At 69.9% G+C, this 12,190-nt stretch carries 15 protein-coding genes; 6 read left to right on the plus strand and 9 right to left on the minus strand.

All coding sequences use genetic code 11. The features are described from left to right. The first annotated feature begins 55 nt into the window (after positions 1 to 55). The gene (locus BN948_RS03265; RefSeq protein WP_009516760.1) at positions 56 to 952 is read left to right on the plus strand and encodes a LysR family transcriptional regulator; all 897 of its coding nucleotides are present in this window, start codon (positions 56 to 58) and stop codon (positions 950 to 952) included. Between the two features lie 10 nt (positions 953 to 962). Here the strand turns inward: BN948_RS03265 and BN948_RS03270 are convergent, their stop codons facing one another. Together BN948_RS03270 and BN948_RS03275 are read right to left on the minus strand one after the other, a co-directional pair. Beyond that, positions 963 to 2,333, minus strand: coding sequence for a type II toxin-antitoxin system HipA family toxin (locus BN948_RS03270; RefSeq protein WP_009516761.1), 1,371 nt, complete (start codon positions 2,331 to 2,333; stop codon positions 963 to 965). Further along, positions 2,330 to 2,608, minus strand: coding sequence for a helix-turn-helix domain-containing protein (locus tag BN948_RS03275; protein WP_009516762.1), 279 nt, complete (start codon positions 2,606 to 2,608; stop codon positions 2,330 to 2,332). The genes BN948_RS03270 and BN948_RS03275 overlap by 4 nt, the downstream gene beginning before the upstream one ends. Positions 2,609 to 2,788: 180 nt before the next feature. On the opposite strand from BN948_RS03275, the gene BN948_RS03280 reads away from it, so the two are divergent. Continuing rightward, complete coding sequence (locus BN948_RS03280) at positions 2,789 to 3,235, plus strand: DUF4148 domain-containing protein (RefSeq protein ID WP_236953902.1); 447 nt, start codon at positions 2,789 to 2,791, stop codon at positions 3,233 to 3,235. A 93-nt stretch (positions 3,236 to 3,328) separates the two neighbouring features. Here the strand turns inward: BN948_RS03280 and BN948_RS03285 are convergent, their stop codons facing one another. Genes BN948_RS03285 through BN948_RS03300 form a run of 4 tightly spaced genes read right to left on the minus strand, consistent with a single transcriptional unit; the run spans position 3,329 to position 6,506 of the window. After that, positions 3,329 to 3,994 carry a PqiC family protein gene (locus tag BN948_RS03285; protein ID WP_009516764.1) on the minus strand — a complete coding sequence of 222 codons (666 nt, stop codon included), beginning with the start codon at positions 3,992 to 3,994 and terminating at the stop codon, positions 3,329 to 3,331. Next, positions 3,991 to 4,959, minus strand: a complete 969-nt coding sequence (locus BN948_RS03290; protein WP_009516765.1) for an MlaD family protein — start codon at positions 4,957 to 4,959, stop codon at positions 3,991 to 3,993. The genes BN948_RS03285 and BN948_RS03290 overlap by 4 nt, the downstream gene beginning before the upstream one ends. Continuing rightward, positions 4,956 to 5,738, minus strand: a complete 783-nt coding sequence (locus BN948_RS03295; protein WP_009516766.1) for an ABC transporter ATP-binding protein — start codon at positions 5,736 to 5,738, stop codon at positions 4,956 to 4,958. The genes BN948_RS03290 and BN948_RS03295 overlap by 4 nt, the downstream gene beginning before the upstream one ends. After that, positions 5,739 to 6,506, minus strand: coding sequence for an MlaE family ABC transporter permease (locus tag BN948_RS03300; protein ID WP_009516767.1), 768 nt, complete (start codon positions 6,504 to 6,506; stop codon positions 5,739 to 5,741). An 82-nt stretch (positions 6,507 to 6,588) separates the two neighbouring features. On the opposite strand from BN948_RS03300, the gene BN948_RS03305 reads away from it, so the two are divergent. The 4 genes from BN948_RS03305 (at position 6,589) to BN948_RS03320 (ending at position 10,804) form a co-directional block, all read left to right on the plus strand. After that, the gene (locus BN948_RS03305) at positions 6,589 to 7,512 is read left to right on the plus strand and encodes a LysR family transcriptional regulator (RefSeq protein ID WP_009516768.1); all 924 of its coding nucleotides are present in this window, start codon (positions 6,589 to 6,591) and stop codon (positions 7,510 to 7,512) included. Between the two features lie 139 nt (positions 7,513 to 7,651). Beyond that, positions 7,652 to 8,644 (plus strand): Bug family tripartite tricarboxylate transporter substrate binding protein, encoded by a 993-nt coding sequence (locus BN948_RS03310; RefSeq protein ID WP_009516769.1) that lies wholly within the window; start codon positions 7,652 to 7,654, stop codon positions 8,642 to 8,644. Positions 8,645 to 8,657: 13 nt separating this feature from the next. After that, entirely contained in the window at positions 8,658 to 9,848 is a 1,191-nt protein-coding gene (locus BN948_RS03315) for an aromatic ring-hydroxylating dioxygenase subunit alpha (RefSeq protein WP_009516770.1), read from the plus strand. Further along, on the plus strand, positions 9,845 to 10,804 hold the full coding sequence (locus BN948_RS03320) for a PDR/VanB family oxidoreductase (protein WP_009516771.1): 960 nt from the start codon (positions 9,845 to 9,847) through the stop codon (positions 10,802 to 10,804). Before BN948_RS03315 ends, BN948_RS03320 begins: the two co-directional genes overlap by 4 nt. A gap of 13 nt (positions 10,805 to 10,817) precedes the next feature. Here the strand turns inward: BN948_RS03320 and BN948_RS03325 are convergent, their stop codons facing one another. The 3 genes from BN948_RS03325 to atpE all read right to left on the minus strand — a co-directional run bounded on the left by BN948_RS03325 (position 10,818) and on the right by atpE (position 12,118). Continuing rightward, positions 10,818 to 11,246, minus strand: a complete 429-nt coding sequence (locus BN948_RS03325; RefSeq protein ID WP_009516772.1) for a VOC family protein — start codon at positions 11,244 to 11,246, stop codon at positions 10,818 to 10,820. A 70-nt stretch (positions 11,247 to 11,316) separates the two neighbouring features. Further along, a complete protein-coding gene (locus BN948_RS03330) occupies positions 11,317 to 11,862 on the minus strand; it encodes a Rossmann-fold NAD(P)-binding domain-containing protein (protein ID WP_009516773.1) in 546 nt (181 codons plus the stop codon). A 13-nt stretch (positions 11,863 to 11,875) separates the two neighbouring features. Continuing rightward, a complete protein-coding gene (gene atpE / locus BN948_RS03335) occupies positions 11,876 to 12,118 on the minus strand; it encodes a F0F1 ATP synthase subunit C (protein ID WP_035620420.1) in 243 nt (80 codons plus the stop codon). Between the last annotated feature and the right edge of the window lie 72 nt (positions 12,119 to 12,190).

Below are 12,190 nucleotides of genomic sequence, written 5' to 3' on the forward strand. Positions count from 1 at the left end.
TATAACGTCCAGCCACAATACGCCATACCCGGCATATCGTTTTGCAATAGAACCCATGTCCAAGCTCGATCTCGACTGGCTCGGCGTGTTCGTCGAGGTCTACAAGACGCAAAGCGTCTCGCTGGCCGCGCAACGCCGCGGCATGGCGCAGGCCAACGCCAGCATCGCCTTGAACAAGCTGCGCCGCCACTTCAACGACCGCCTGTTCTGCCGCACCTCGCGCGGCATGGAGCCCACGCCGCGGGCGCGCGCCATCTACCCCGAGTTGCTGGAGGCGTGGCAGCGGGTCGAGAAGGCGCGCCTTGCGCCCGAGGTGTTCGACCCCGCCCAGGCTCAGCGCGAGTTCCGCGTCTGCATGAGCGACATCAGCGAGGTCGTGCTGCTGCCGGCGCTGGTCAACCACCTGGGGCGCGTCGGGCCGCACATCCGCGTCGAGGCGGAGAAGGCCTCGGCGCAGAGCCGTGGCCGACTGGAGTCGGGCGACGTGGATCTGGCGGTGGGCTTCATGCCCGATCTGGAGGCCGGCTTCTTCCAGCAGGCGCTGTTCGCGCAGGACTTCGTGGTGATGGTCTCCCGCGAGCACCCTCGCATCCAGAAAAGCCTGACGAAGCACCGCTTCGAGGCCGAGGGCCACATCGTCGTGACGACCTCGGGCACCGGCCACTCGATCGTCGACAAGGTGCTGGGCCGGCACCAGGTGCAGCGCCGCATCGTGTTGCGTGTGCCCAGCTTCCTGGGGGTGGCCCGCATCGTTGCGCAGACGGATCTGCTGGTGGTGGTGCCGCGTCTGCTGGGCGATGTACTGGCCTCGCAGGACCGCGTGCGCCTGTTCGAGCCGCCCTGGTCACTGCCGAAGTACAAGGTCAAGCAGCACTGGCACGAACGCTTTCACGCCGACCCCGGCCACGTGTGGCTGCGCCAGACGATGGCGCAGTTGTTCGCGGGGAACTGAGCGCGCTCGCTCAAGCCTTCGGCGGCCGTGGTGCGGTGCGCTGGCCGCTCGTCTGCGCGTCGCGGTGCCACTGCAGTTGCCGCAGCAGCCCGGCCTTCATCCGCTCCGTCAGGCCCGCGGCTTCGATCATGGCGGGCCAGAGCGCGTAGGCCGCGTCCCGGCAGCGGCGCAGCGCCGTGAGCACGGGTTTTTCCACGATGCCCAGCTGCGTGCAGAAACCACGCACCAGGCGAACGGTCAGCACCGCGTCGCGGTTCAGGCCCTCGGGCTGGTCGGGGCTGAGGTGCAGCGCGCGGCCGCGCGGCATGCCGGCGTAAGCCGCGTAGCCGACGATGTCGTACGCGGGCGGCAACTCGGGCGTGCGGCCGTCGGGGTAACGCAGGCCCATGTTCTTGAGGTGCATGTCGGCGTTGCCCAGCATCTCGCTCACCAGGATGCGCCGCAGCAACTCGTGCACGGCGGGCTCGCCCAGCGTGGGCAGCGCCATGAGCACCCGGGCCACCGAGAGGTAGTCCCGCGTGTACTTGGCCTCGGGCTGCACGCCGAGGATCTGGGCGAAGTCCTCGCAGTGCACGCGCCGTGTGGGCGTGTCCGCGTCCCGGTCGTAGCGCTGCACCGCCAGGAACTGGCTGCTGGCGTTCGCGTCGCCCAGGTCGTAGTGGTGCTGGGCCTCCAGCCGCCCCAGGGGGGCGAGCTCGGCCTGCACGGTGTTCACGCCGGCGGCGGCGGCCAGGCGCAGCGACAGCTCCTCGAGTTCTGGCAACAAGGGCTGGCCCACCACGGGCAGCTTGGCGATGACGTGCCGGGCCTGGTCGCGCTCGTCGAGCCGGGTGCGGGCGACGAAGCGGTCGCCGAGCTTGAGCACCGAGAGCTTGGCCTGGATGCCCGAGACGGAGATCGCGTCCTGGATGGGTTCGGCCGTGACCGACATCTCCAGCGCGTCGTGGTTCGAGGTGACGAGGCGCTGCATCTGCGCGTGGTCGAGATCGGCGGGGCGCACGTAGACGTTGCCCGGCAGGTCCGCGCCGGTGGCGGCGAGCAGTTCGAAGTGGTCGTTGATGCCGCAGCCGCGCAGCTCGGCGATCTGGTTGCGCAGGGGGCCCTCCGGCAGCAGGCCCTGGAACCAGGCCGGCAGCAGCCAGCCGCGTTGGGGGTCGCGGGAGAGCGATCCATTGAGGACCGGGCTGCTCACGCCGCGCCAGAAGGCCGCCTGGGCCTGCGCATCGGCGGCCAGGAAGCCGACCGAGAGCAGCTCCTGGTTCGGGTCGTCGGCGAAGGCGTCGTGGGCGACGAAGCGGTTGGTGGTGTGCTCGGGCGAAACCGGGTACTGGAAGAGGTGGCCCACTGCCCGCTCGCCGATGAAGACCTCCAGCGCCTTCATGGCTTGAGCGCGCGCTGCACCAGGGTTTCGACGACCGGCTCGCTGACGCCGAGCGCTTCGCCACGGGCCACCGCCTTGGGCAGCAGCACGAGCTCCAGCCCGAGCTTGTCGGCCACGGCGAGCAAGGTGCTGAGCTTGAAGTCCTCGGTGCCCTTGAACACGTTCACCGCGGTCTGGCGCGAGAGCCCCGCCGCCTGGCGCAGGGCTTCCTGCGTCAGGCCGCTGTGCTTGAGCCGGGCGCGCAGCGATTGGGAGATGTCGGTGATGGTGGTCATGTCCAGTGGAGCAGAATTTTGAGTAGAAGTTCTGTCAGAGTGTGCTTCTGCCTCGCGGGTTGGTCAAGATAATGATCTGGCAAAGCAGAATATTTTGGGCTTTGTCTAAAAAAATAGAACATTCATCCGCGAGCAGCAGTCCTGGCCGAGGCCATCCCCTGCGGGACTGGATAGTTGCTCATGTGGCAACTATCCATTTCCTTTTGGCTGGTTTATTTCTCTCGAGGCAATCTCTACAGTTCATCCCATGCCGAACACAAAAGCGGCATGGAAAGCAAACCCCCGTTAACCACCCGTTATCTTCAAGGAACTGCCATGAAATCCGCCAAAAGCCTCGCTCTCGCCCTGACCCTTGCCCTCGGCGCCGGTGCCGCCTTCGCCGAAGGCCCCATCGAAGGCAATGAAGTCTTCAACTTCCAATCCACGCTGAGCCGCGCCGAAGTGCAAGCCCAGGCGGTGCAAGCCAACCGCGAAGGCCGTACGGCCCGCGGCGAGATCCTCCCCGCCGACGAGGCCGTCGCCAGCACGGGCCTGAGCCGCGAGCAGGTCCGCGCGGAAGCGGTCCAGGCGCAGCGCAGCGGCCGCACCGCACGCGGCGAGATCGTCTCGGTGGAAGCGGGCGCGTAAGCCCCACGGCCCGCGCCCCACAAGGGCGCGTTCCCTCCAGCAACGGCCCTTCGGGGCCGTTCGCGTTTTCCGGCGCGCTGAATTGCGGCGGATCTACCGGCCGGCCGGCGCTGCCGTGGAGGGCGCTGCCAGGGCGGTGACGCCGGCCACTGCGGCGGCCGCGTCCGTGGCCAGGCGGTCCAGCAGGTCGGCGTAGGCCTGCGCCTGGGCCTGCGGGGTGTCCGCTTCGGCCTTCAATTCGTAGTCGAGCCGCTGACTGTTGACGCTGCGGGCGTCGGTCTCGTGGCTCACCACGGCGACGCGCGCGGTGGCCAAGAGCCGCCGCTGCGCGCGCGAGTAGTCCATGCGGTCGATGACCACGCGCAGGCCGGCGACGGGTGACCACTGCGCGCACTGGCTTTCGCACAGGCGCCAGCCCGGCAGGCGCGCGCGCAGCGCCGAGGCGAACTCGCGCGACATCCCGACCTCGATGCGCTCGGCCCAGAAGGTGTCGGGCCATTCGGCCAGGGTGCTGCCGTCGGTGCGGTAGCGCACGCGGCGCGAGACGAGGTATTCGGGGATGTCCAGGCGGGCGATGGCCAGCGTGCTGCCCTCGCGGGGCGCAGCGGTCACCGGCACGGGTGTGCTCGCCGTGGGGCCCGGCAGGGTCAGCAGCGTGGGTGGTCGATCGGGTGTCGACACGCAACCGGCGACGAAGGCCGCGGTGGCCACCGTGAGCGCGAGGGCCGCGGCGCGGCGGTGGAGCAAGGTGGTGGTCATTCGCGTCGGTTCCCGAAAATGATGGCGTTGGGTTTTTCTTCGAGCAGCTCGCTGAAGGAGCGCAGCCCGCGCGCGGCCTGCGACAGGTCGCGCACGGCGGTCTCCAGGTCCGCGCGCAGCGGCGCGTCGGGCGCGGAGATGTCGGCCAGGCGGTCCATCGCCAGCTTGGCGGACTCGGTGGCTTCTCGCGCACCCACCAGCGCCTGCTGCAGCTCGGGGCGCGCCTCGCGCACGGTCTGCTCGGTGCTGAGCGACAGGCGCTCGATGGACGCCAGCGTGGCGGTGGAATTCGCCTGCAGTTGGCGGATGGCCTCGGTCGCCGCGGCCAGCGTCTGCCGCGACGCCGCCGTCGTCTGCTTGAGCTCGGACGACGCATCGGTCAGCGCCGTCTGCACGCCGCCAAGTGTCTTCTGCACCGCCACCAGGGTGTTGCGCATTTCCTCGGCCGTGGCCCGCATCTCGCTCACGGTCTCGCGCAGCGGCAGCTCGGCCACCTGCTCGATCAGGGGGCCGAAGCGGTCCTGCAGTGCGGGGATCTCGGGGTGGCGCGATTCGCCGTGCAGCTTGGCGGGCGCCTGCGGCTCGAAATCGAGTTCCACCGCCTTCTGGCCGGTGACGATGCTCTCCGACACCAGCCGCGCGCGCAGGCCGCGGGCCACCATCGCGGGAATGTCGACGCCCGCGCCCGCAAGGACCGAGGCCTGCAGCTTCATCACCACCGGCACCGTGGTGCGCAAGGTGTTGCCATCGACGCGAATGCCGATCTCGGTGACCTGGCCGATGGCCACGCCGCGAAAGGTGACCGGCGCGCCCACGTACAGGCCGCTCACGTTGTCCTCGTAGAAGACCGTGGCCTTCTGCTGGTTGCTGAACCAGTCGCTTCCGCTGAGCCAGAAGACGCCGGCCAGCACGATGAAGAAGGCGGCGGCGACGAAGCTGCCGATGAGGAGGGCGTTGCGTTTCATGCGGGGTCTCCAGGCGCTGGCGGCGCTGGCGGGTCGGGGGGCGCTTCCCTTCGCAGGAAGGCGTCGACCGTGGGATGGACGCGGGCCTTCACGAGTTCACTCGGGCGGCCGTGGGCGATCGGTTGCTTGCTGTCCGCGTCCAGGAATATGCCGTCGTCCGCGATGGCGAACAAGCTGGGCAGCTCGTGGCTGACGAAGACCACCGCCGCGCCCGTGCGCTCGCGGATGTCGAGGATCAGGTCGTCGAGCCGGCGCGAGCTGATCGGGTCCAGGCCCGCCGAAGGTTCATCGAGGAACAACAGGGGCGGCTCCGAGGCGATGGCGCGCGCCAGGCCCGCGCGCTTCTTCATGCCGCCGCTCAGGCTGGCCGGCAGCTTGTCGGCGGCGTCGGCCATGCCCACCCATTCCAGCACCTCGCGCGCGCGCGCTTCCTGCGCCGCCTCGTCCAGTGCCGTCTGCCGCGCCAGGGCCAGGCACACGTTCTCCAGCACCGTCATGGACGACCACAGCGCCGCGCTCTGGAACAGCATGCCGAACTTCAGGCGCATGGCCTCGCGCTCGGCGTCGGTGGCGGCCCAGTAGTCCACGCCGCCGTGAAGCACCGCGCCGCTGGCCGGGGGCAGCAGGCCCACCAGGTGCCGGAGCAGGGTGCTCTTGCCGCAACCGCTGCCACCCATCACCGCGAAGATGCTGCCGGCCTGCACTTCGAACGACACGTCGCGCTGGATCAGCTTCTCGCCGAATCGCATCTCCAGGTTCTGCACGCTGAGCAAGGCCATTCAGATCCCCAGCGTGTTGGCGACCAGCGCGAACACGGCGTCGATGACGATGATGGCCACGATGCTGGTGACCACCGCACCCGTGGTGGCCACGCCCACACCGGCGGCGTTGCGTTGCGCGTACAGCCCGTGGTAGCAGCCCACCATGCCGATGAGCGCGCCGAACACCAGCGACTTGGCGGCGCCCAGCCCCAGGTGGGTCCAGGCGAGCGCGTCCGCGGTGCGGTTCATGTACGCCGCGGGTGACAGGTCGAGCATCACCGACGCCACCGCCATGCCGCCCACCAGGCCCGCGAGACAGGCGAACACGAAGAGCAGCGGCATCATCAGCAGCAGCGCCGCCACGCGCGGCAGCACCAGGAAGTCCATCGCTGGCAGGCCCAGCACCTCCAGCGCGTCCACCTCCTCGTTGGTCTGCATGGTGGCCAGTTCGGCCGCGAAAGCCGCGCCGGTGCGCCCGGCGATGACGACGGCGGTGATGATGGCCGCCATCTCGCGCGCCACCGAGATGGCCACGAGATCGGCCACGAAGATGCCGGCGCCGAACTTGAGCAACTGCACCGCGCCCACGAAGGCCAGGATGGCGCCCACGAGGAAGTTGACCAGGCACACGATGCCCACGGCGCGGGCGCTGGTGTCGGCCAGCACGCGCGCGGCGTCCTGTGCGCGGTAGCGTCGACGCCCGCCGAACGCGGCGCCAGCCGACAGCAACACCTCTCCAAGGAAGGTGAGCGGGCGGCGGGCGAAGGCGAAGGAGGGCTTCAGCAAGCGCGGGTCTCCCGGCCCACAGGGGTGGCAGCGAAAATGGCTGTCATCCGGCGCATCTTATGCAGTCGGCTGAAAACCACCAATGGAAGACCCCAACTTCACCGAACTGCGCGGCGTGGACGTGACCATGCTGCGCGCCTTCGACGCGCTGATCCGCGAGCGCAGCGTGTCGCGCGCGGCGGCGCGCCTGTTCCTGAGTCAGCCCGCCGTCAGCGCTTGCCTCAAGCGCCTGCGCGTGGCCTTCGACGACGAACTCTTCGTGCGCACGCAGTACGGCGTGGAGCCGACGCCGCGTGCGCTGGCGCTGGCGCCCAACGTGGAGACGGTGCTCTCGGAACTGCAGCGGCTCATGAGCCGCCACCAGCCCTTCGACCCGGCCGCGTCCGACCGCATCCTGCGCGTGGCCGGCAGCGACCACCTCTGCCGCACCCTGATGCCCGAGCTGTGCCGCACGCTCGGCGCACTGGGCTCGCGCATGCGCGTGACCTGGTCGCTGGCCGACTACAGCAAGACCGCCGAGGAACTGGCGCGCGGCGACGTCGACCTCGCACTGATCCCGCGCATCACGCAGGTGACGGGCGTGCAGACCACCACCCTCTGTGAAGACTCCTACGTCGGCGTGGCGCGCCAGGGCCATCCGGTGTTCGACAGCGGGCTGGACCTCGACGCCTTCTGCGCCTGGCCGCACGTGGTGCTGGGCCAGTCGCGCTCGGTGCTGGACGACACCATCGACAGCCAGCTCGCGCGCCTGGACCGCCGCCGCGTGGTGCAGGCCGGTGTCAATTCCTTCAGCCAGATGGTGGACCTGCTGGCCGAGACCGACCTGATCGCCGTTTTCCCCCAGCGCGTGGCGCGCCGCTACCTGCACGCGCTGGGCTCGTGCCCGCTGCCCTTCGAACTGCCCGACTACCGCCTGCACGCCTGTTGGCACAAGCGCAGCGAGGCCGACGAGGCGGTGGTGTGGTTGCGCGGGCAGGTGATCGAGGCGATCGAGCGCACGCTCTGATCGGCTGCGCCGCGCGGGGCAGCTATCAGCCCCACGCATATCTCATATCCAAACGTTTGCTTTGCCCTGGCGCGCGCGACGGCCTATCGTGCGGGCCCTCGATTCCCCCCGCATCCCATCCCCCACGACGGAGACAAGAATGAACCGACGCGACCTGGTGGCCCTTGGCTTGGCCTCGCCCTTCCTCGGCACGGCCCTGGCCCAATCGGCGCCCGGCTTCCCCAACCGCCACGTGCGCCTCATCGCCTTCGGCGAGCCCGGTGGCCCGCTCGACATCCTGGGCCGCGTGTTCGCCGAGCGCCTCTCCAAAGCCTGGGGCCACCCCGTGGTGGTGGAGACCAAGCCCGGCGCGGGCGGCATGATCGCCGCCGACTTCGTCGCCAAGGCGCCCGCCGATGGCCACACCTTCCTGTTCACCATCACGCACACCCAGTTGGTGCTGCCGTTCCTGCAGAAGACGCCCTACGACCCGATCAAGGACTTCCAGCCCCTCACGCCCGTGGGCGTGGGCGGCCCGGTGCTGATGGTGCGCAGCGACGCGCCGGTGAACAACGTGCAGGAGTACGTGGCCTGGGCCAAGTCCAAGGGCCGCATCACCTGCGCCACCTGGGGTCAGGGCACCGCCGCGCATCTGTACACCGAACTGCTGCGCAAGCAGACCGGCGCCACCATCGACCACGTGCCCTACAAGGGGCAGGCGGGCGCGCACATCGACCTGTTCGGCGGGGTCATCGACTCGGCCTGGGCCAACCCGTCCACCGCCAAGGTGCACCTGCAGGGCGACAAGACCTCGGGCGGCAAGCCCAAGGTGCGTGTCATCGCCATCGCGGGCAGCCAGCGCAGCGGCACCCTGCCGGACGTGCCCACTTTCGTCGAGCAGGGATTCAAGGGCGGCTTCGAGACCGAGAGCTGGTTCGGCTTCCTCGCGCCGGCGAAGACGCCGCGCCCCGTCGTCGAGCAGATCGTCAAGGGTCTGCACGAGGCCGCGAAGACCGACGAGGTGCGCCAGCGCCTCATCGACCTGGGCCTGACCCCGCTCACGCAAAGCCCCGACGAGTTCGCCGCCGCGCAGCAGAAGGAACTGCCCCAGTGGGAGGCCCTGATCCGCGCGGCGGGTATGCGCGCCGGTTGATCGCAAGCAAGCCATGAACGCACGAGTGATCCCCCTCACGCCCGACCAGGGCACGGCCTACGGCCGCCCGGCGCCCACCTACCGCAAGGAACTCACCGAGGTCGGCGCAGGCACGCCCATGGGCGAACTGCTGCGCCGCTACTGGCACCCCATCGGCCTGGCCGCCGACGCCACCGACACGCCGCGCCAGGTGCGCGTGCTCGGCGAAGACCTCATCCTCTTTCGCGACCAGCAGGGCCGCGCGGGCCTGGTGTACCCGCACTGCGCGCACCGCGGCACCTCGCTGCTGTACGGCAAGGTGGAGGCGAACGGCATCCGCTGCTGCTACCACGGCTGGCTGTTCTCGGTGGACGGCCATTGCCTGGAGCAGCCCTGCGAGCCCGAGGGCGGCAAGTTCAAGGACAAGGTGCGCCAGCCCTGGTACCCCGTGCAGGAACAGTACGGCCTGATCTGGGCCTACATGGGCCCGCCCGAGAAGAAGCCCACGCTGCCGCGCTACGAGGCGCTGGAGAACCTGGACGCCGGTGAGTTCCTCGAGGCCAACGACCGCAGCATCGGCGGCGGCGGCCCGCAGATCATCGACTGCAACTGGCTGCAGCACTACGAGAACCTGGTCGATCCCTTCCACGTGGTGGTGCTGCACTCCACCTTCAGCGGCACGCAGTTCGTCGAGCAGATGGCGCTCATGCCCCAGGTCACCTGGGACCGTGTCGAGCTCGGCGTGCGCACGACCTCCGTGCGCCAGCTCGACGACGGCAAGACCTTCCGCCGCGTGAGCCAGGCCGCCATGCCCACGCTGCGCGTCATCCCCAGCCCGCGCCTGGGGAAGTTCGGGCGCGTCGAATCGCTGGGCTGGATCCTGCCGATCGACGACCACCACTTCCGCATCTACGTGGTGGGCCGCGTGAGCGAGGTGGGCGAGCTGTCGAAGATGCGCTCGCGCCAGAACGGCAAGCTGTGGGAAGAACTCACGGCCGAGGAGCACCGCGCCTCGCCGGGCGACTACGAGGCCATGGTCAGCCAGGGCAAGGTGGCCAGGCATTCCGAGGAGCACCTGGCCACCTCCGACCGCGGCATCGTGATGCTGCGCCGCTACCTGCAGGGTCAGCTGGAGGCCGTGCAGCGGGGCGAGGACCCGGCCGGTGTGAGCTTCGACCCTGACGCGCCGCCGGTGTTCTTCGACGCGGGCAACTTCCTGGAATGAGCCTGGATTTTTTTGTGAAGGTCGCCCGCGTGCACGCGGAGGCCGAGGACATCGTGCTGCTGGACCTGGAGCGCGAGGGCCAGCCCTTGCCGGCGTTCACCGCCGGCGCGCACATCGACGTGAAGACGCCGTCGGGCGCGGTGCGGCAGTACTCGTTGTGCAACGCACCAGGCGAGCCCGGTCCGTACCAGATCGCTGTGCTGCGCGAGACCGGCGGCCGCGGCGGCTCGGCCTCGATGCACGACGCGCTGGCCGAAGGCGACACGCTGCAGGTCTCGGCGCCGCGCAACCACTTCGCGTTGAGCGAGGACCCGGGCCCGAGCCTGTTGTTCGCGGCCGGCATCGGCATCACGCCCATCGTGGCGATGGCCGAGACCCTGCACGCCCAGGGGCGCGACTTCACGTTGCACTACTGCGCGCGCAGCGAGGCCCGCACGGCCTTCCTGCAGCGTCTGCGCGGGCGGCCCTACGCCGATCGCGTGCGCTTCCATTTCGACGGTGGCGAGGCCGATCGGCGGCTGGACATCGGCGCCGCGCTGGCCGCTGCGCCGCCCGGGGCCCACGTCTACGTCTGTGGTCCGCAGGCCTTCATCACCGGTGTGCAGGGCAGCGCGGCCCGCGCCGGCTGGCCGGTCGAGCGCGTGCACTTCGAGCACTTCTCCGGCGCCACCGTGGACACGAGCGGCGACGGTGCCTTCGACGTGGTGCTCGCACGCAGCGGGCGCACGGTGCGCATCGCGCCCGACGTGTCCATCACCCAGGCCCTGGCGGCCGAGGGCGTGGCCATCGAGACCTCGTGCGAGCAAGGCGTGTGCGGCACCTGCCTCACCACCGTGCTCGAGGGCGAGGTCGATCACCGCGACCTCTACCTCATGCCCGACGAACAGGCGCAGCACACGCAGATCCTGCCGTGCTGCTCGCGGGCGAAATCGGCGCGGCTGGTGCTCGACCTTTGAGGCGTCAGAAGCCTCAGAAGGTGATGTTCACCGATGGCGCGCTGCGCTGCGCCTCGCCGTGGTACACGGCCTCGATGTTGTTGCCCGCCGGGTCGAGCGCGAACGCGCCGTAGTAGCCGGGGTGGTACTTGCGCTCGCCGGGTGCGCCGTTGTCCTGGCCGCCACTGGCCAGTGCCGCGCGGTGGAACGCGTCCACCATCGCCCGGTTCTTTGCCTGAAAGGCCAGGTGGTGGCGTCCCGTCAGCACGCCCGCGGCGGCCTCGCTGTCGGCTGTGGAGATGAACAGCTCGTCCGCCCAGAAGTACGTGTCGCCTTCACCTCCCAAGGGGATCTCCAGTGCCTCGAACACGGCCGCGTAGAAGCGCTTCGCGGCGGGCAGGTCTTTCACGACGAGCTGGATGTGGTCGATCAGCCGACCGCGGTGCAGGGATTGCATGCTCATTCGGTGCTCCTTGAATCGATGACGCTTCGGGCGAGGGCAAGCGCCATTCCCGCTCGCGTGGCGCGGGGTGTCAAGGCCGCCGTTGCATGCCCAGTGCGTGCAGCGTGTCGATCAGCGTGCGCAGCATCCACGCGGCAAGCCGCTCGGGCCATGGGCCGGTGGGGCTCGGGGGCGCGGCCACGGGCGGTCGCCGCCCGGCCTCGCGCGCGCCAAAGCCCAGGCGCTGCAGCGCCGCGCTTTCCGTGGCGTCGGGCGCGTGGCCGGGGCCGAATACCACGTCCAGCCGGCGCACCCCCTGCGCGTGCAGCGCCTCGACGAGCGGCACCAGCGCGGCGCGCTCGGGCCGCCAGAAGATGGCCTCGCGCGCGTGGCGCGGGGTGTCGAGGACGAGAAGCACCTCGTCCTGCGCCGAGACATGGTGCAGGCAGTCGCGCCAGTCGCCGCCGTCCACCACCGCGTGGTCCAGGCCTCGCGGCTGGTGCGCGAAGCCGCGCGTGCAGAGCACCGTGACCGGCACCGCCCCGACCTGACCCAGCCGCTCGCGCAGCACGGCGGCGCCGGCCCGGCCGATGGCACCGATCACGAGCACGCGTGGTGGGGGTGAGGGCGGGCGCATCGGGTCGCGGGGTTCAGGAAGGGAAGGGCGCGGCGAGCGCGAACCACACGCCCAGCGCCACCGAGATGATGAAGGCGCCGTCGAGCAGGCCCGCGAGCAGGAAGACCTTGGGTTGCAGGGCCTCCATCATCTCCGGCTGGCGCGCCGAGGCGTCGAGGTAGCGGCTGGCCATGATGCCGATGCCGATGCACGAGCCGAGAGCGCCCAGGCCGATCATGTGGCCGACGGCGAGGGGGAGTTGGGAGAGGTCCGACATGTGAGGCTCCTTGGTGTTGATGGGCTTACTGTGGGCCCGATCGGTCATCAAGGCCATGACCCCGGAGGTCAT

The organism is Hydrogenophaga intermedia (assembly GCF_000723405.1).
Lineage (GTDB): Bacteria > Pseudomonadota > Gammaproteobacteria > Burkholderiales > Burkholderiaceae_C > Hydrogenophaga > Hydrogenophaga intermedia.